We start from the raw sequence: 18,664 nt of genomic DNA, 5'->3' as shown, positions 1-18,664 counted from the left end.
TACACCTATCAACTAAATGGGGGTTTTATTTATGACAATCACAACTGTTAGCAATGAACAATTAGCAAAAGAATACGTAGATGGCGTATTTGAGCAACTTAAACAACAGAACAGTCATCAAGCGGAATTTTTACAAGCAGCTGAAGAAATTTTTATCTCATTAGTACCTGTATTCGCTCAGCATCCTGAATATATTAAGGCCAATATTTTATCTCGTATTGTGGAGCCCGATCGCATTATTTCTTTCCGTGTAGCTTGGCAAGATGATAACAATCAAGTACAAGTGAATCGTGGCTATCGTGTGCAATACAGCAATGTCATGGGCCCTTACAAAGGCGGTCTTCGCTTCCACCCTTCCGTAAATGAATCCATCATTAAGTTCCTAGGCTTTGAGCAAATCTTTAAAAATGCTTTAACAGGGCAACCAATCGGTGGTGGTAAAGGTGGTTCAAACTTCGATCCGAAAGGTAAATCAGACTCAGAAATTATGCGTTTCTGCCAAGCATTCATGACTGAATTATACCGTCATATTGGTCCTGATGTCGATGTTCCTGCTGGTGATATTGGTGTAGGTGCTCGTGAAGTGGGTTATTTATGGGGTCAATATAAACGTTTAACAAAAGCAAATGAATCAGGCGTATTAACTGGTAAGACTCCTGGCTATGGCGGCTCTTTAGCACGTAAGGAAGCAACTGGTTACGGTACTGTTTACTTTGTTAATGAAATGCTAAAAGACGTAAACGATTCATTCGAAGGAAAAACAGTGGTCGTTTCTGGTTCTGGTAATGTATCGACGTATGCCATTGAAAAAGCGCAACAGTATGGTGCAAAAGTGGTTGCTTGCTCAGACTCTTCAGGCTATATCTATGACCCAGAGGGCTTAGATTTAGATGCCATCAAAGAAATTAAAGAAGTAAAAGGTGACCGTATCTCAACTTACGTTAATTACCGACCAAATGCTACTTTTACAGAAGGTTGTACAGGTATTTGGACAATTCCTTGTGACATTGCCCTACCATGTGCTACGCAAAATGAAATTAACGGTGAGTCAGCTCGTACATTAATTTCGAATGGTGTGAAAGCAATCGGTGAAGGTGCGAATATGCCATCAGACCTTGAAGCAATTAATGAATTCCTAGATGCAGGCGTTTTATTTGGTCCAGCGAAAGCAGCAAATGCTGGTGGAGTTGCGGTATCTGCTCTTGAAATGGCACAAGATTCTAGCCGCGTATTTTGGTCATTTGAAGAAGTAGATGCGAAACTTCATCAAATTATGAAAAATATTTATACAGACAGCAAAGCAGCAGCAGAAAAATATGGTTTCCCAGGAAACCTAGTAGTTGGTGCAAACATCGCTGGCTTTATCAAAGTAGCAGATGGAATGCTTACTGAAGGTGTCTATTAATAACATTCTATTTTCATTGTTTCCCAGGATTTGAATTCGGAATATTCTTAATTTCAATCAAGGTGGTAACGAACATTCGTTATCACCTTTATTTTTATTTACAATTTCGTTATAAAACATATAAATAAACGCTTAAAACGAACATTTTTATTATTAAATATTTAAAACATTCGTGTTATAATTTTAGAGTACTATGAAATATTGGAGGTTTTTTTGTGGAATTATTGTATACAGGTAAAACAAAAAATGTGTTCAAATTAGAAGACGGCCATTATTTATTAAAATTTAAAGACGATGTTACGGGAGAAAACGGCGTGTTTGACCCAGGTGCAAATACTGTTGGTTTAACGATCGATGGTGCTGGCTTAGCTGGTTTACGCTTAACTTCTTATTTTTACGCAAAATTAAACGAACAAGGTGTTCCTACACACTTTGTAGATGCTAACTTTGAAGATGCAACGATGACAGTAAAACCGGCAACAGTTTTCGGGAAAGGTTTAGAGGTTATTTGCCGCTTCAAGGCAGTTGGTTCATTCCTACGCCGCTATGGTGCCTATGTAAAGGAAGGACAAGACTTAGACTCCTTTGTAGAAGTAACAATTAAAGATGATGATCGTTTAGATCCTCCAATTTCTGAAGATGCTTTAGCGATGTTAAACCTGTTAACTCATGAAGAATATGCCATTTTAAAACAACGTACAATTGAAATTTCCAAATTCGTAGCGGCAGAGCTGGCTAAAAAGGGCTTAACGCTTTATGACATTAAATTAGAATTTGGCCGTGATGCGAAAACGAATGAAATTTTATTAATCGATGAAATTTCAGGGGGTAATATGCGTGCTTACAAAGGTGAGCAATATATCGAACCGTTAGAACTTGAAAAAATTATGTTAGCTGAATAATAGAATCATTCTTAAAAAGAGTCGACAATTACGACTCTTTTTTTATGTGCGAGCTTATTTTTATTTTCCACGAAACTTTTCCTTCCTTCACTCGTATATTAACTATATGTAACAAGCAATTATTCTATTATTTTGGAGGTAGTTTGATGGAAAACTTGAATGAGACATCGAAAGAAGAGAGGTCAAAACTAAATCCATTTTTATCGGTTTGGCTGCATCCAAAGCAAACGACTCGTTATATGATTGATGAAAAATCTATTGGCTTTGCTATTTTGGTTTTGTCTATTGGTTATATTGGCTCCCTTATGTCTGGGTTAATTGATTCGGAATTATTTCCTGATTTTTCTCCATGGCTTTTAGTCTTATTATGTGTCGTTTTTGCTCCTATCGCAGGTATGATTGGAACAGCTATTTCTGCACTCATCTCATGGCTATTCGGGAAATTATTTAAAGGTACTGGAACATACTCGGACTTATTTAAAGGATTAACCTTAACAGCCGTTCCATATATTGTACTGGTTCCTCTTTATATTATTTGGTTAATGACTGCACCAGATTCATTATTGGATCCGAATTTCATGGGTACGTTGCCGTGGATTTTTTGGCTAACTATTTTAGTAAACATCGTTATTACAATCTGGTCTTTTGTTATTTCCGTTGGTGTAGTTGCTGAAGCACACCAGATTTCGAACTGGATGGCTTTCTTCACCATCTTTATTCCAGCCATTATTATATTCATCGTCTTATTTGTTCTTTTCTTTGTCATACTCATCGGTATTATTGGCGTTGGCATGGTCTAAAAAATCTCCCCTCTGAAATGAACTACACCCTCAATTATCTATCTGATCATTGAGGGTGTAGTATATCAAAGAGCGGGAGATTTTTTCTACAGTTTAAATTGGGCTATTAACCCTTTCAATTGTAAAGCTAATTCGGATAATTGCGCAGATTGTCCTGCCATATCCTCCATAGAGCTACTTGTCTCTTCCGTAGTAGCCGTTGTCTGCTCGACACCAGCAGCAGATTCCTCCGCTACAGCAGCAATTTCTTGAATAGAATTGTTCATTTTATTGCCATCCTCTGTTACCTTTGATAAATTTATTGAAATTAATTTAACACTTTCCACTACATCATTGACGGAATGACTAATCGTATTAAACGTTTCGCTAGTAGCTTTTATTTGATTTGTTCCTTCTTTGACCTCTTGATAACCATCCTCTAAAGAAGTTGTTACGACAGCAAAATCTTGCTGAATGTTCGTCACAATCGATGTAATGTCGTTAACTGAAAATGCCACTTGTTCTGCCAGCTTGCGTACTTCATCTGCTACCACTGCAAATCCTTTACCCTGCTCACCAGCTCTAGCCGCTTCAATTGCAGCATTCAAAGCTAGCAGGTTAGTTTGATCTGCTATATCTTTAATGACAACAACCAATTTTGAAATTTCCTGTGCTTGGGCGTCTAAATTTTTCACTTTCTGTACTGCATTTTGCACCATGCTATCAATCTTCACCATTTGAGAATTGGAGGATGTCATTAATTGATCGCCTTCTTTTGTTAACGTTAATACTTCCAAAGAAGATTGATGAATATGCGCACCATGTTGATTCGTCTCTTGCAAATCAACAGTAAAGCGTTCCATTAGAGACGTTAATTCATTCGAATGATGGGCTTGTCCTTCTGCACCTGATGCTAATTCATGCATCGTAATCGCCACTTGCTCCGCTCCCTTGTTTACTTCATTGGCAGATTGTGTCAGTTCTTTACTAGAAGTATTAATCAGATCAGAAGCTTGTGCAATATTATGAATCATATCCTTTAATTTCAATTGCATTTGATTCATTGCAGTTGCTAACTTGCCTATTTCATCCTTTGATCGGATGGATATGCTTTCTTGAGATAAATCCCCTTGTGCAAAAAGCTCCATAGCATGAGCCACACGGTTAATCGGTTTCGCCATACTACTTGCATATTGCCAAATCACAAATATCCCCACAATAACGGCAATAGCAATCACAAGGATTGTTAATTTTAAAATACTTTCTGCTGGTTTATTGAAATCAATTAAATAGGTACTTGCGCCAATGACCCAACCCCAATAAGGATCCGTTTCGGTATACACACCCTTTTCTTCTAGTTGGTTTGAATTGGGTAATGCCCATTTATAGCTTACAAAACCACCGCCGTCATTCCCAACAGCAATGATTTCCTGCATATACTTAAACCCGCTGTCATCTTGTTCATCCCAGACATTAGAGCCTTCGATGTTAGGGTGTGCAATGGAGTTTCCTTTTTGGTCAACGACAAATATATAGCCATTATCACCAAGCTTAATATCCTTATTAATTGGTCGCTTCCCTTCGCTATCCTTCTCACCTAAAATCGCAATCTTTACTTTTTCTTGCGCTTCCTCTAAGGATAGATTACCTGCCTCTACCTGTTGATTGAATTGTTCAATCATGGCAATGGTCATTTCAACACTGTTTCGTAAATTTTCTTTTCCTACTGTCTCTAAATTTGCTTTACTTTGTTGATAGCTTGAAAACCCAAGTATTATAAGGGGAATCAACAAAAGTAGCAAAGAGAAAGCAATCAGTTTCGCCTTAATGGATCGAAATTGAAATAATGATTTCATGTGCCCAACACCTCTTTTTATATAAACTTTAGGCCTGAGCTTTGCAATAAAAAGACAAAAATAAGGATTAATTATTCCAAATTTAAAATATCAAACATTACATAATTCCTATTAATCTTATTACATAAAAATACAAACAACAACAACTTTCGAACAAATTCGCCATAAAAAAAAGACAAATCGAGAAAAGCCTATAACTTTTCTCGATCCGCTTTACTTTCAAGGAGGTATTATTTTTTAGACAGATAGTGCTGTACTTTGCTGGAATAGCTCGGATACGCCAGATTCTACAGCTGCCCCACTTACTGCGCGTGAGACGATTGCCACAACGCGCTCATCCAAAGATTTAGGCACAATATATTCTTCCTTTAGCTCCTTGTCACTCACCAGAGAGGCAATCGCTTCAACAGCGGCTAGCTTCATCGATTCATTGATATCTGTTGCACGCACATCTAACGCTCCACGGAAAATACCAGGGAATGCGAGAACATTATTAATCTGATTTGGATAATCTGAACGGCCCGTTCCCATAACACGTACACCCCATGCTTTGGCATTTTCATACGTAATTTCAGGATTTGGATTGGCTAAGGCAAAAACAACTGGATTTTCATTCATGGATGCAATATGTGCCTCTGTTAATAGGTTGGCAACAGAAACACCAATAAAGACATCCGCACCTGTTAGTGCATCCTCCAGCGTACCATGAAGCTTCTCTGGATTTGTCAAATGAGCAACCGCTTCTTTAATCGGATTCATCCCCTCTGTACGTCCCTCATAAATGATACCTTTTGTATCGCACATATAAATATTTTTATAGCCCATTTGCACAAGAATGCGTAAAATTGCAATACCTGCAGCACCAGCACCGTTAATTACAACCTTCATTGTTGCTACATCCTTTTGCACAATACGATTGGCATTAATCATCGCTGCGCCTACAACAATCGCTGTTCCATGTTGATCGTCATGAAAAACTGGAATATCACATTCTTGACGTAGGCGATCTTCAATTTCAAAGCATCTTGGTGCTGAAATATCCTCTAAGTTTACCGCACCAAATGTCGGGGCAAGCGCCTTCACAATGCTGACGATTTCATCCGTATTTTTCGTATCTAAGCATATTGGAAAAGCATCAACATTGGCAAAACGCTTTAGTAAAATCGCCTTCCCTTCCATTACAGGTAATGCCGCTTTCGGTCCGATATCTCCTAACCCTAAAACCGCTGTCCCATCCGACACAACAGCTACCATATTGCCCTTCATTGTATAGTCATACACAAGCGAAGGATTTTTCTCAATTTCCACACATGGCGCTGCTACCCCCGGTGAATACGCCAAACTAAGATCATAGGAATCTTGTACCGGTACCTTTGAGCTCACCTCAAGTTTTCCGCTATAGTGTGCATGCATTTCTAATGCCTTTTTCATTACGTCCATTTTATCCCATCCTTTTCCCTTTTTTTATTGTATTTCAGAATCATAATACTTTGTGAAAATATAGTCAACGAATTTTCTGTCAATTTATTTTTACCTTCAAAAATTCGATTTTTATTGACTTTTAATACATTTTTCTGTCAAATTAAACATTTCACAATCAATTATTTTGAGATAATTAATACAATTCTTGACACATTGTAAAATGTACAAATAGAGCCATTTTGCCTGTTCAACTTTTCACATAGTATTTTTCTTATGTAAATGAGAATTTTTTCACAAACTTATGTAAGCGCATCCATTGTCCTGACTGACTTCGTCACAATTTATCCACATTTTTTCACAAAGTTTTTTGTTATGCAGATAAAAGTATTTGTGAAACTCTTAACAAACCAAAAAAGAGCCCTTATATAAAGGACTCTTTGGTAAAATGATTAAGAAAAGCCGTGATAATATGCTTGGAAGACCATTGTTCTCCTGAAACTTTTGTAATCGGATAATCACGAGGAAAAATTGTTTTGGTGATTTCTTCAACAGAATAACCTTGCATAAACAATTGCTTCACTTTTCCCTCCATATCTTCCAAATAAGCAATTTTTTCTTGTATTTTCGTTCGACCATCCTCTATAAAGCCTGCATGACAGCAATAGACGACATCGAAATCATAGTGGACTATTTTCCTCAAAGACGCCAAGGTATGGACAATATTTTCTTCATCAAGCACAACCTTCGTCTTTGGCTGGATAAACAAATCTCCTGTAAACATAGCGCCTGTTTCTCGATTATAAAAAGAAAGATGATCTGCAGTATGTCCAGGTGTTTCAATAACATCCCATATGGCTGAATTCGTTTGTAATGTATCACCAAATGGTTGGGCAACAAACGCTGGTCGTTCCCCCCACAATGCCTGACGATAAAGTGGATAGTCCCCATCCTCAGCACAGAGATTGACTGAATCACGATGAATATAAATCGGTACATTCTTTTGACGTTGAATCCACGCTGCATTTCCTGCATGATCCTCATGACAATGCGTTAATGCCAATTGCTCTATCCGTATATCGTTAAAAAAGGATTGAAATTCCTGCGACAGTGAGTAGGAGCCTGTATCAATCAGTAACCCATCCACAAAAAAGCTGTACACACTCATGCCAATCCCCTGAACCGCAACTTTCCCGTGCGCACATTGTACACCCCGATGCTGCAGAATCTCTATACTTTTCTCTCGTTTAAACATCCTTCTCCCCCTTTGCCCCTTGTACAAAAAGTGTAGCATAAAATGAATGGTGAGTCATTTTTGCAAGTAGGTAACAACAAAGGATTTGCTCTTTACATGTTTACGAAGTGCTAACACATGAAAAAACAAACGTATATTTACGGCCAATAAAAGCAATGCGCCTAGGAAAAATAATCCCATCTGCCAATCACCTGTAACATTCATTAACAGCGTCCAACTAATAATGACTGCAAAGGCAATCGCTATATATTTTTTCATCACTCTTGTAGTTGGGCCCTGTGCATGATGTTTTTGTTCAATGCTCAATAAAATTTTTCCAAATTCCATTATAATTAGCAAATCAAGTCCTTGAATTAAAACCGTACTCCAATAGAAGAAAAGATGTGAAAAAATGAAAGTACTCATTAAGGTAAGAATCATAGCGCAAGCCATATATGTTTTGATTGGTGTCTTTTCTTTATAAAATGAGAGACTTTTTAAATAGGCCCCATAAACAAGAATATCTTGTAGAAGATTAGCGTATTTAAAAATATTTAAATAGATAAATTGAAAGAAGAGCGCCACTGCAAGCCATTGTAGAAGTTTTATCTGCTGTTTAGATTCACTCATCGTTTTCACGCACCTTTTTCACCAAATTCGTCGTAAAATTCGTTTGCGAATATAATCTCATAGTTAAATAACCATCTGGGCCACTGAAACCGATGGACGTATTGATGTCTAAAGGTGCTTCCTTAAATTGAATTGTCATCTCCAAGCGTTGACCTTTCGTCACTGAAAAAGGAAAATCACTTGCCGTGTAGCGCTGATCATTTAATCTCCATTCTTTCAATAGTATTTTATCCTCTAATGTAGGTGGAACGTAAAATGCATCAAAAACAGCATCCTGTTGAAGGGTAAATGAAATGATTTGCTCAGCATCATGTTGTGACTGACTAAAACTATTATTCATGACCTGATTTTCATAAATGGATGGTTCCCTCGTAAAACGAATTGGAGCAGGCAATTTCATCCCGTCACTTAATACAAGATAAACATTTTTGCTTGCCATCACTTTTTCCAGAGTGTTTAAATCAAGTTGAAAAAAAGCTAAACGAATATTTTGATAGCGTAAATCTTGAGACGTATCCAATGGATAATAAAAGCCATTCACTAGGTTTTCTTGCTCCGTTTGGTAGTATACAATTGGTAATTGCACATCTTCTGCCTGCAAGTATTCCACATATCGACGGTCATCTTTATTCGTAATATACCGTATCTCTAAAGCATTCTGTAAGTTATTCGTACCCTCGATTACAGTAGGTACCACGATTGGTTTTATTAATTGATGTTGTAAAAAAAGCGTACTATTACCGATCATTAGAATCAAAACGACAGCAACACCAATCGTCTTTTTCTGATCAGCGCCAACCTGAAGCTTTTTCCTAGAGATGTATAGTGTGATAAATATGCATAAAATAGCAAATATCCAGTACATAGGAGGGGATAAATTTTCTACTTGTGACATTAGCGCACTTGCCCGCTCATTATCTAGGTGGTGTTCACCCACCATTAATGCCACAAATCCACCTGCTGCAAGTGTTACAGCAGCAGTCAAAATTTTGGGCACCCAGCTCTTAGACTTGTGCTGCTCTTTTTTTGCTTGTTCAATACCTTGTAGACTACGCTGATGCAACGATTTTGGAATGTCTATTTGATCCATCTGCTTTTTTAGATCGTTCACCCTTGCCCCTCCTGTTCCAGTGCCTGCTTTAATTTTTTTAATGCACGATACAAAATGGTTTTCGTCGTCCCTAATTTCAGCTGCAATACCTGAGCCACTTGAGGCAATGTATAATCCTGATAGAATCTCAGCAAAATAACATCCTTTTCCGCCTTTGTCAGCCGTGTCATCACATCTTCCAGCGCCCACCTCTCAGGAAGCTCCTCATGCGGCTCTTCCCCTAGTTCTGACTCCGGTTCATAATCGACAAGCGGTTCACGCTTTTTTAGCAAATTTGTTGCACAGTTTATGACAATCCTTACTAACCATGTTTTCAAATAGGATGAATTTTGAAGAGAATGTATGTATTTAAAGCTACGGTAAGCGACTTCCTGTACGACATCGAGTGCATCTGCCTCATTGCCCACATAGATAAAAGCCATTTTATATAGATCCATTTCATACTGTGAAAACAACTGTGCGAACGCCTCCGCATCACCCTTTTTAGCTCGTTCAACAAGCATTTCCTGCACCCGCTCACCTCCCTTTACCTATTAGACGCTAAAACTACGCCATTTAGCTTTACTAATCAAAAATTTCCTAATACTATGTATCACTACCCTCGATTTGAGTATGCTCTGTCTCCACTTTGATGGATTCTGTCCTATTCTTTGAGCGGGTTATCCGCTTCTTTGAATCTATCCTTCACTTTGAGTGGGCTATCCTCCACTTTTTCATTTTTATCCGTCACTCTAAGCGTTTTATCCTCTACTTTTCACGCTCTATCCACTACAATGCATCCTATCCGCTACTTTAAACGGGCTATCCTTCACTTTTTCATTTCTATCCGTCACTCTAAGCTTTTTATCCTCCACTTTTCACACCCTATCCACTACAATGCATCCTATCCTCTACTTTAAACGGGCTATCCACCACACTACATATAAAAAAACGCCCACCGAAGTGAGCGTTTCTTTTTATTCGTTTGTGCCTTTTTCCACGTCATATGCTGTAATCCAATCGCTGAAGCTGCCTACATATAATTGAATGTTTTCATAGCCTTCATCTGCTAACACAGCATAAAGTGGAGAGGCGGTTACGCCGCTTCCACAGTAAACTACAACTGGTTCAGTAGGTGCCACTTTTTGACGTAATGCATCGTTTGCCTTTAGTTGACCATCTGACTTCAATTGCTCCCAGTCAAAGTTTTTCGCAGTTGGAATATGGCCTGCTACTTTATCCAATGGCTCTACTTCTCCTCGGTACCTTTCAGCAGCACGTGCATCGAGTAAAGTGGCTTTCACTTCTCCATCTACAATGGCTTTTACAGCTTGGCGTGGTGCATAAAGCTCATCCTTCCAAGCAAACTCAATGATGGTTGGTGGATATTTAATAATATCCTTGGTAAACGGCATTTTCGCCTCTAGTGCGGGTGCACCTCCGTTAACAATCACTACATTTGGGAAACCAGCATATGTCAGCATCCACCAGGCGCGTGGAGCAAATGGGGCTGCTCCTTGGTCGTAGACAACAATTTGATCTTCATAGCGTAATCCTAATTCTTGAAAAACAGAAGTCAATTTTTCTTTGCTTGGCATCGGGTGACGACCGTCTTTGCTGTCCATATCTGATAACTGTTGTTCTAAATCAATATAAACAGCACCAGTTGCATGGCCTTCCTCGAATGCTTTTTTGCCTGCCTCTTTGTCCTGAAGATCGAAACGAGCATCGATGAAACGGACGCCTTCAAATTGAATTTCATCCACTGATTTGAATACTTCTCCCATAGGAATCACCTCATGCGTATTGTAATTGTGCGTAAATCGCTTTCCAAGAAGCTAAACGGCTCTCTTCTTGTAATGCTAATCTTTCTGTGTCAATTTGCTCAAGCGCTTGATGATAAATATACAAACGTAATTTTTCGGCTTCCTCTGCAATAAACGTAATCGCCCATGTCATAAGGGAAACTTTCTGTGCATCTAAATAATCTTGTGCATCTGGTTTTGTCAATGTTTCTAATGCCTCGCTCAGCTTCACTTTTTCATTCTTTTCAAAGAAAGCTTTTTGATTGCGGAAATGAGATTTTACGCTCGCATATTTCGAAATCTCACCAAATGGACCTTCAAAATCAAGTAAATTTGGCTCAGAAGATTCAAAGGCTAGGAATGAGAAGCTTCGATTTAACTCTTTCAATTCGCGTACTTCATCTTTAAAGCGATGCTGCATTTTCTTGCTAATGAACTGCGATAAACGGAAGTTTGTTACACGCATTTCTTGTGTAAAATCAAAACGTAAGCTTTGCATCACTTCTTTCAATGCATGCTCCAACGCTTGTTGTGCTGGCATTGCAGCAAATGTAGAAGGATTGTAGCCTTCCTTAAAGAACTCAGGATAACGATAATAAACACGTTGGAGAACATAATACAATAGCTCATCAAGCTCTTGTTTTGTTTCACTCTCTAACATGCTCGTATTCAGTACACTGAACTTCGATTGAATATGTTGTTCAAGTGTTGTTAATTCCTCTAGTCGCTCATCTTTACGTTTTAAGTTTTCCTCTGTTTGTGCGATTAAATCTGCCAAACGTTGCTCTGTTTTATCAACTTCCTCTGCAAGAGCTTGAACTGCTAATGCACTCAATTCATCATTTAAGAATGTATGGAAGTCATTTTCAAACGGTGGCATACCTGATGTTAAATCGGCACCTTCTACCTTTTCTTGCAACGCTAACAGACTGGATACCCCATATAGTCGTGGGAAACGGATGCCAAAGCGTTGTAACTCTGAGCGTACATACCCTTTTACATCTTCCTGTTCTTCATCCGTTGTTGCCAAATCAATCGCATTGACAATAAAGAACATTTTATCTAGCTCAAAAGCATCCTTTACACGACCAAGCTGAATTAAAAACTCGCGGTCCGCTTTGGCAAAAGCATGGTTATAGTACGTAATAAATAGGATGGCATCTGCATTACGAATATATTCAAATGCTACACCTGTATGACGAGCATTAATCGAATCTGCTCCTGGTGTGTCAACAAGTGTCACGCCCATACGTGTTAATGGACTATCATAATAGAAGTCGATATTGTCAACAAAGCAAGATTTATTTTCTTGTGCTACAAATTTTTCAAACTCTTCACGGTCTACGCGAAGGATAGAACCAAACTCCGATTTAAAGGTTGGATAGCCTTCCTTATAGGCACGAATAAATGATTTATGAATATTTAATCGTTCGTCCGTTAACTGAACTGCTAGCCCTTCATCAGCACGATTATAGGCTTCCTCTAATGAAGACACAGACAAGCCAATTGCCGCATAGGAGCCTTGAATGTCCTCTAGCATTTGCTCGGCAGTTTTAAGCTGTACATCCGCTGTTTCATGAGGGTGCTCAGGTGTAACGGGACGAATTTTATTGATGGCTGCAGTTGTTGGGTTTGGTGATACAGGTAATACCTTCGCTCCCATTAAAGCATTTGAGAAGGATGATTTCCCCGCACTAAATGCGCCAAACAAAGCAATCGTAAAATCCTTTTTCTGTAAACGTTCTACTTTATTTTCAAGGTATTGGGCAACTTCGGCAAAGCCTTGAACCTCTTTGACTGCATTGGCAGTATGCAGTGCACGGTTAATCACACCATCGATTGGTAGAGTCGTTGCACTAATAGCTTGCTGAGTTTCTTCTTGTTCAATGACTTGCTCTTTTGGCTTCAGCATGGACTCATCAAACAAGCGAATTTCTGCTAAATCTTGTTTAAATGATTGTTCCCAATTTGTAAGCTGTTGATTGGCAACTGTACGAATTTCATTGCTCGCTTGATGCATAGTACTTGCACTATATTGCTGATAGCCTTCAATTTCAAGGACCGCATTAATGGCATCTACTTTGTCCTGCATACCCGCCATTTTTAATTTTGATGGTGCGGCAGTTTCTGTTGCAACAGCTTCAAGAGTTGTCGCTTGCGCATTTTTCCAGCTATCTGTCTCCTGAATGAAGTAGCGCTTTGTTGCTTCTGCGATACGGTTAGCGAAGTTTAACACCGCATCACCTGTTAAAATAGCGCCTGTTTGAACTTGCTGCTCAATCAATGAAAAAGGTAAGTCAAATACATAGGCATCAATGGCTGCGGCACGTTCCTCATTTAATGCCCCAACGTCCTTCAATGCCTTTTTCATAAGACCTTTTAAATGCCCCGTGATTTGTGCATGGATCACATTTTGATAGGCATGATACGCATCTTCTTTACGTCGGTTTCGCTCTTCCTCTGTTTTTTTCTTTGCAGTAAAGAGCCCCCCAACTTTAAAACCTTCCTGCATGCTTTCTAAATAAAGGCGTAAGCGATCGCGTAAATCAGCTGGCATAATTGCAGCATTCGCGAGTAGCTCCTTACGTTGCTCCTCAAACGTTTCGTTCCAAGCTTCTACTGAGAATAATTCAACCTGACGATTTAATTTATTGTATTGCTCTAAAATATCTTGATGGTGTGCCCAGTCATCCGCACTTAAAATTTCTTCATCAATTGCCAAACGATCCTGTCTTTCTTCCATTAAATAATTGTCATGCTCGCTTTGCAATAAACGCAATGTATTCGTAGCTGTTTGTACAAGCTGCTCCTGCCAATCATTCATACTGTCCATCACAATTTTCTTTACTGCCTCAAAATCATTATGTGGATGCTCAGGCTCTCTTAATGAAGTAAAGAAAACACCTTTCGGTACAACACCCCATGCTGCAAAGGATTGATGAACAGTTGCTTTAAATTCTTCGAAGCTCAATTCATTATCTTTATGCTTATCAATCATGTTGACAATTAAATAAATATTTGGATTATATTTCATTAATTGCTTTGTGAATTGGAAATTTAATTCCGACTGCACATGGTTGTAGTCCATTGTATAAAATACGATATCGGCAATATGTAATGCTGATTCCGTTGACATGCGGTGTGCATCATCTGTGGAATCTACCCCTGGCGTATCCATTACAGTGACACCTAGTGGTAGTGTAGAGGCACTGTGTCCAATCTCAATTTGTGACACCAAATCCCCATTTTTACTTAGCTCTTTTACTGTTTTAAAATCATAGCCAGCCTCAAATTTTACAGGCTTTTCATTGTGCATATAAACAATCGCATAGTCTTCCTCTGATTTATGAACTTTTACGATGTTCGCACTTGTTGGAATAGGACTAGATGCCAGTAGATTTTCACCAGACAGCGCATTAATCATACTGGACTTCCCTGCAGAGAAATGGCCTGCAAAGCCAATCACATACTCTTTTTGCTGAATTTTTCGAGCAAAAAATGATGTTTTATCCATGCGCTCTGTATCACCATTATGCTGATAAATTATGTATTGCAAAGAGGCTTGCTTTAATAGCCCCTCCAATTGTTGTTCAAAATCTTTCATGAAACCAGTAACCCCTTTTTCATTAATTATTCATAATTAGTATTCTACCTTATTCAACTAGCAAAGTATAACACTAATTTAAAGCATATATGCCAACGTTTCCATCCTTAGAAAAACATGTTTATACAAAAAATCTATGCTAAATGATAGATGGTCAACTAGTTCTTTTTATTTTTTCCTCATATTTTATAGTAAGCATATTCGGGGCAAAGTTATTTTTTATGAAGGGAGTGTGATGCCATATGATAAATCCTAAGTCTCATCAAATCATTGAAAAATATTGTTCATGTAACTGTGAGGAGCGATTTATCTGGCCCCGTATAAAAGCAACAAACGGAATACCCATTAATCCTCCTGAAGTAGTCCCTGAAGGTATGATTATACCAACAATCCACCGATATTTTTATATCGTTACAGCTGATCTTGATCTATCGAATGGGGCAACTCTTCCAGCCGATCTCTTTTGGAATGATGAAGCAAATGCTGTTACTGAGTTTACAATTTTTTCACCCAATGGTTACGTTAACCTTTATATTAATGCAGTGATGCAGGAAGGCGGTATTTATACGGTAACCCCAGCCTCCCTGACAATCGTACCCTATAATGCCACATTGTATAGAGGAACACCCATCATTATTGAATCGCTAGGCTTTACAACAAAATAAAGGAAATGAAAGGAGGTGAATCGGGTGGCACTTTCCATTATTAATATTCACGTCAATGTAACAGGTACTTCTACAAGATTTTTTAACGTCTTAGCTGCACCCCTTGCCATTGCAGATGGCACAACAGTCGCTGCAACAACGTTTTTAAATGATAGCGGTACAGCAGCAACAGTATTCCCAGAAGTCGCAAATGGTTACTATAACTTATATATCAATGGTGTTCTACAGGAGGGTGGTGCCTATACAGTTTCTACAACTGAAATAACGTTTAATACTGTCACAGGTACACTTTCTGCTGGTACGCCAATTGTGCTCGAAGCTGTGGAGCTAGTGACAATAATCTAAATAAAATGGATGCCTTGTTTAGGGCATCCATTTTATTGTAATTGCTTTCTGAGACCTGCAATTTTTTTTGCGTAATCTATCGCATGTGGGCCATCTCCGTGAATACATAAGGTTTGGACTGCAACTTTAATTTTTTTGGACTCGACCGACAACACTTCATTAGCAGTCAAAATACCTTTTACATGCACTAGCATTTCTTCTTCCGATTGTATTAAGGCATTTGGTTCCTGTCTGTTCACTAAAGTGCCGTCATTGTTATAGCGTCGATCCGAAAAAACCTCCTCATATACTTGAAGCCCTTTGTCTCTAGCAATCTCTACGATGAGGCTACCAGATAAGGCATATAAAATAAGCTGTGGATTAAAATCATACACTGCATGGACTACAGCCAACGCTTTTTCACGGTCGTTCGCGCATTGATTATAAAGTGCGCCATGTGGTTTAACATGATGAAGCGTACCATTTTCAATCTGCACAAATGCTTGTAAGGCACCAATTTGATAAACCATCATATCGTAAATTTCACCTGGGCTACATTCCATGTTACGGCGACCAAACCCCTCTCGATCTGGATAGCCTGGATGCGCACCAATGTGAACGTTTTTACGAATGGCGCTACGTACAATTTGATGCATGATTGAATGATGTCCCGCATGATAGCCGCATGCAATGTTGATGGACGTTACATAGTCTAATAGTTCTTCATCCTTACCCGTGATAAAAGCATCGTGGCTTTCACCTAGATCACAATTGATATCAATTGACATCATGTTTCCTCCAGTACAAAGTGAATTGTGTTAAACATACGCATTTGCGCTACTTTATGTAAATCTTCTTCATGAACTGTTGCAATAATAGGATAGCCTCCTACTGTTTGAGCATCAGCCATTAGGATAATGGGATCACCACTTTGCGGCACTTGGATTGTTCCGAACTGTGTAGCTTCTGACAGAATATCCTTCATTTCCTGAAGTTGTAAGGCAGGTCCTTTGATGTAGTAGCCCATACGATTGCCGCCGATAAATTGAAAAGGATTTTGTAAAAATTGTTGCTGACTTTTTTCTGTAAATAAATGAAAATGAGGTCCTTTAAACAGTCGAGCCGTTATGGAACTGTCAAAACGCGGACGATAGGGTGCATATAGCCCTCTATTATTTTTTAGAGATGGTGATACTTGCCCATATAAAATACTTCCTTTTGTAATGCATGTTCCCAAATTCCCAAGCGGAAGGTAGGATTGGCTACCAAGCTCATCGTTTGTACGAAAACCTCCTAATGGAGTTAAGTAAACAATAGAGCCTTGATGGACACTCTTGATAGATAATCTATCTCCCCTCGTTAAATGGAATGTTTTCCACATTTCGATTGGTACTTGATTAACCAAGCATGTACCATGTCCTCCTGTTAATACATAAACACAATCAGCCAGTGCCTCAAATTCAAAACCACCTACAAACATTTCAAAAGACGTTTCATCATGATGGTGATGTAAGATTCTTTGAGCTGCATTAAACGATCGGTGATCCATTGGTCCAGATAACGGAATACCAAATGCCCGATAGCCGAACCTTCCTTTATCTTGTAAGCTTCCAAAAACCCCTTGTTTTGTTACGAGCAGAAGTGGCTTCAAACGCTACACTCCTTTGCTTTTCATTTCCCAAAATTGCTGTTTGGTTATTTCATAAAACTGAACTTCATCACCAAGTTCAAATAAAAATGGCTCTTTACCATGAACATCAAATAAATCAAACGGTGTTTTCCCTATAATATTCCAGCCTCCAGGTGAATCAACAGGATAGATTCCCGTTTGTCCACCCCCAATCCCAACTGAACTCGCTGATACAGATGCCCTTGGTTTCTGTAAGCGTGGCACAAACAACTTAGGATCAAGCTCACCTAAGTAAGGGAAACCTGGTAAAAAGCCGATTAAATAAACATAATAGCTTTTGGACACATGCAGTGTTTTAATGTCCTCAAAAGATAGCCCTGTGTAATCCATTACACGCTTGCGATCTAAGGCAAATTCCTCATCATAGCAGACAGGTATTTTTAAAAGACGATTCGTTCCTTTATCAATTGTTGTGGAGGCTTGCATCTCAAGCCACTGCATGCCTAAACGTTCAACATCTATTTTTTGTTTAATATAAGCTGTTACTGTATGGTAGCTTGCAACACTTTCGACTAGGTTATGCCGTAGCTGCTGTTTCAGAAATCGATTAAACGTTTGGACCGCGTAAAAATTTGAGTGGGAGATTTCCTCCTTGAATGCAAAACGAATAGTATTTTGACTAATCCACATCGAATGAGGAAAATCAATGATTGGTTGCACGTACCGTCTCCTCAATACAAAGCGTTACCGCAGCTATTAAATCTCCGATATTCCAGCCGGGAATTTTGCCATGTTGGATTGCTAGCTCAAATGATGCTGGAATATGAATAAAGCCAGCACGAACCCCTTCATGTAGCTGTGCATAAGCAAGCCCCTCATACATAATGTTATTACATAAGTATGTACCCGCTGTATTGGAGATTTCGGCTGGATATCCTTCTGCCTGCAAACGATTCACCATACTGCGAATCGGTAAGTTTGTTAGATAAGCATCTGCCCCCTCCTCATGGATACGCTCATCAACTGGTGTGTAGCCATTATTATCAGGCTCTCCATCTTTTACATTAATGGCAATGCGCTCCGGTGTTACTTTAAAACGACCTCCTGCTAACCCTAATGAAATGATGATTTGTGGTTTCACTTCTTCTATATGTTGTTTTAATTGCTCCGCTGATTGCTGAAAATCTACAGATAGAATTCGTCCGACAATATCATAGCCATCTATCTTCTTTCCCTTTAATGCTTCCACAATTTGCATCGTTGGATTTATTTTATAATCAAGAAATGGTTCGAACCCTGTTAATAAAATTTTTGTCATATT

The 18,664-nt window shown here is 38.7% G+C and carries 17 protein-coding genes; 5 read left to right on the top strand and 12 right to left on the bottom strand.

The annotated features are described in order from the left end of the window. Positions 1 to 31: 31 nt before the first annotated feature. From gdhA to JTI58_RS17390, 3 genes are all read left to right on the top strand, one after another. Complete coding sequence (gdhA, locus tag JTI58_RS17400) at positions 32 to 1,405, top strand: NADP-specific glutamate dehydrogenase (protein WP_205442555.1); 1,374 nt, start codon at positions 32 to 34, stop codon at positions 1,403 to 1,405. A 215-nt stretch (positions 1,406 to 1,620) separates the two neighbouring features. Next, the gene (locus JTI58_RS17395; RefSeq protein WP_205442554.1) at positions 1,621 to 2,307 is read left to right on the top strand and encodes a phosphoribosylaminoimidazolesuccinocarboxamide synthase; all 687 of its coding nucleotides are present in this window, start codon (positions 1,621 to 1,623) and stop codon (positions 2,305 to 2,307) included. A gap of 146 nt (positions 2,308 to 2,453) precedes the next feature. Then, positions 2,454 to 3,107: a Yip1 family protein gene (locus tag JTI58_RS17390; protein WP_205442553.1), complete on the top strand. Its 654-nt coding sequence runs from the start codon at positions 2,454 to 2,456 to the stop codon at positions 3,105 to 3,107. Between the two features lie 86 nt (positions 3,108 to 3,193). On the opposite strand, the gene JTI58_RS17385 is transcribed toward JTI58_RS17390, so the two are convergent. The 8 genes from JTI58_RS17385 to JTI58_RS17350 form a co-directional block, all read right to left on the bottom strand. Further along, positions 3,194 to 4,942, bottom strand: coding sequence for a methyl-accepting chemotaxis protein (locus tag JTI58_RS17385; RefSeq protein ID WP_205442552.1), 1,749 nt, complete (start codon positions 4,940 to 4,942; stop codon positions 3,194 to 3,196). 237 nt (positions 4,943 to 5,179) lie between these two features. Further along, positions 5,180 to 6,382, bottom strand: coding sequence for an NAD(P)-dependent malic enzyme (locus tag JTI58_RS17380; RefSeq protein ID WP_205442551.1), 1,203 nt, complete (start codon positions 6,380 to 6,382; stop codon positions 5,180 to 5,182). A 403-nt stretch (positions 6,383 to 6,785) separates the two neighbouring features. Then, positions 6,786 to 7,616, bottom strand: coding sequence for an MBL fold metallo-hydrolase (locus tag JTI58_RS17375; protein ID WP_205442550.1), 831 nt, complete (start codon positions 7,614 to 7,616; stop codon positions 6,786 to 6,788). A 54-nt stretch (positions 7,617 to 7,670) separates the two neighbouring features. Then, positions 7,671 to 8,225 carry a hypothetical protein gene (locus JTI58_RS17370; protein ID WP_205442548.1) on the bottom strand — a complete coding sequence of 185 codons (555 nt, stop codon included), beginning with the start codon at positions 8,223 to 8,225 and terminating at the stop codon, positions 7,671 to 7,673. Next, on the bottom strand, positions 8,218 to 9,336 hold the full coding sequence (locus JTI58_RS24910; protein WP_243456098.1) for a hypothetical protein: 1,119 nt from the start codon (positions 9,334 to 9,336) through the stop codon (positions 8,218 to 8,220). Before JTI58_RS24910 ends, JTI58_RS17370 begins: the two co-directional genes overlap by 8 nt. Further along, complete coding sequence (locus JTI58_RS17360) at positions 9,333 to 9,839, bottom strand: sigma-70 family RNA polymerase sigma factor (protein WP_205447376.1); 507 nt, start codon at positions 9,837 to 9,839, stop codon at positions 9,333 to 9,335. The genes JTI58_RS24910 and JTI58_RS17360 overlap by 4 nt, the downstream gene beginning before the upstream one ends. 453 nt (positions 9,840 to 10,292) lie before the next feature. Continuing rightward, the gene (locus JTI58_RS17355; protein ID WP_205442547.1) at positions 10,293 to 11,102 is read right to left on the bottom strand and encodes a sulfurtransferase; all 810 of its coding nucleotides are present in this window, start codon (positions 11,100 to 11,102) and stop codon (positions 10,293 to 10,295) included. 10 nt (positions 11,103 to 11,112) lie between these two features. Then, complete coding sequence (locus JTI58_RS17350; protein ID WP_205442546.1) at positions 11,113 to 14,724, bottom strand: dynamin family protein; 3,612 nt, start codon at positions 14,722 to 14,724, stop codon at positions 11,113 to 11,115. A 242-nt stretch (positions 14,725 to 14,966) separates the two neighbouring features. Here JTI58_RS17350 and JTI58_RS17345 point away from each other — a divergent pair, with 242 nt between their 5' ends. Together JTI58_RS17345 and JTI58_RS17340 are read left to right on the top strand one after the other, a co-directional pair. Further along, the gene (locus JTI58_RS17345) at positions 14,967 to 15,389 is read left to right on the top strand and encodes a DUF4183 domain-containing protein (protein WP_004269345.1); all 423 of its coding nucleotides are present in this window, start codon (positions 14,967 to 14,969) and stop codon (positions 15,387 to 15,389) included. A 24-nt stretch (positions 15,390 to 15,413) separates the two neighbouring features. After that, positions 15,414 to 15,734, top strand: a complete 321-nt coding sequence (locus JTI58_RS17340; protein ID WP_205442544.1) for a DUF4183 domain-containing protein — start codon at positions 15,414 to 15,416, stop codon at positions 15,732 to 15,734. Between the two features lie 32 nt (positions 15,735 to 15,766). On the opposite strand, the gene JTI58_RS17335 is transcribed toward JTI58_RS17340, so the two are convergent. Genes JTI58_RS17335 through JTI58_RS17320 form a run of 4 tightly spaced genes read right to left on the bottom strand, consistent with a single transcriptional unit; the run spans position 15,767 to position 18,661 of the window. After that, a complete protein-coding gene (locus JTI58_RS17335) occupies positions 15,767 to 16,501 on the bottom strand; it encodes a 5-oxoprolinase subunit PxpA (protein ID WP_412759234.1) in 735 nt (244 codons plus the stop codon). Then, positions 16,501 to 17,364 (bottom strand): 5-oxoprolinase subunit C family protein, encoded by an 864-nt coding sequence (locus JTI58_RS17330; protein WP_205442542.1) that lies wholly within the window; start codon positions 17,362 to 17,364, stop codon positions 16,501 to 16,503. The genes JTI58_RS17335 and JTI58_RS17330 overlap by 1 nt, the downstream gene beginning before the upstream one ends. 3 nt (positions 17,365 to 17,367) lie before the next feature. Further along, the gene (gene pxpB / locus JTI58_RS17325; protein WP_205442541.1) at positions 17,368 to 18,063 is read right to left on the bottom strand and encodes a 5-oxoprolinase subunit PxpB; all 696 of its coding nucleotides are present in this window, start codon (positions 18,061 to 18,063) and stop codon (positions 17,368 to 17,370) included. After that, on the bottom strand, positions 18,047 to 18,661 hold the full coding sequence (locus tag JTI58_RS17320) for a pyroglutamyl-peptidase I (RefSeq protein ID WP_205442539.1): 615 nt from the start codon (positions 18,659 to 18,661) through the stop codon (positions 18,047 to 18,049). Before JTI58_RS17320 ends, pxpB begins: the two co-directional genes overlap by 17 nt. Between the last annotated feature and the right edge of the window lie 3 nt (positions 18,662 to 18,664).

Origin of the sequence: Lysinibacillus fusiformis, assembly GCF_016925635.1 — a bacterium.
Taxonomy (GTDB): Bacteria; Bacillota; Bacilli; order Bacillales_A; family Planococcaceae; genus Lysinibacillus; species Lysinibacillus fusiformis_F.
This window is presented reverse-complemented; position numbering and strand designations above follow the sequence as displayed.

What these genes read in the sequence shown, in the direction of transcription:
- gdhA (WP_205442555.1), top strand. Translation starts at nt 32, where the DNA reads ATGACAATCACAACTGTTAGCAATGAACAATTAGCAAAAGAATACGTA.
- JTI58_RS17390 (WP_205442553.1), top strand. Translation starts at nt 2,454, where the DNA reads ATGGAAAACTTGAATGAGACATCGAAAGAAGAGAGGTCAAAACTAAAT.
- JTI58_RS17385 (WP_205442552.1), bottom strand. Translation starts at nt 4,942, where the DNA reads ATGAAATCATTATTTCAATTTCGATCCATTAAGGCGAAACTGATTGCT.
- JTI58_RS17380 (WP_205442551.1), bottom strand. Translation starts at nt 6,382, where the DNA reads ATGGACGTAATGAAAAAGGCATTAGAAATGCATGCACACTATAGCGGA.
- JTI58_RS17375 (WP_205442550.1), bottom strand. Translation starts at nt 7,616, where the DNA reads ATGTTTAAACGAGAGAAAAGTATAGAGATTCTGCAGCATCGGGGTGTA.
- JTI58_RS17370 (WP_205442548.1), bottom strand. Translation starts at nt 8,225, where the DNA reads ATGAGTGAATCTAAACAGCAGATAAAACTTCTACAATGGCTTGCAGTG.
- JTI58_RS17360 (WP_205447376.1), bottom strand. Translation starts at nt 9,839, where the DNA reads ATGCTTGTTGAACGAGCTAAAAAGGGTGATGCGGAGGCGTTCGCACAG.
- JTI58_RS17355 (WP_205442547.1), bottom strand. Translation starts at nt 11,102, where the DNA reads ATGGGAGAAGTATTCAAATCAGTGGATGAAATTCAATTTGAAGGCGTC.
- JTI58_RS17350 (WP_205442546.1), bottom strand. Translation starts at nt 14,724, where the DNA reads ATGAAAGATTTTGAACAACAATTGGAGGGGCTATTAAAGCAAGCCTCT.
- JTI58_RS17345 (WP_004269345.1), top strand. Translation starts at nt 14,967, where the DNA reads ATGATAAATCCTAAGTCTCATCAAATCATTGAAAAATATTGTTCATGT.
- JTI58_RS17335 (WP_412759234.1), bottom strand. Translation starts at nt 16,501, where the DNA reads ATGTCAATTGATATCAATTGTGATCTAGGTGAAAGCCACGATGCTTTT.
- JTI58_RS17320 (WP_205442539.1), bottom strand. Translation starts at nt 18,661, where the DNA reads ATGACAAAAATTTTATTAACAGGGTTCGAACCATTTCTTGATTATAAA.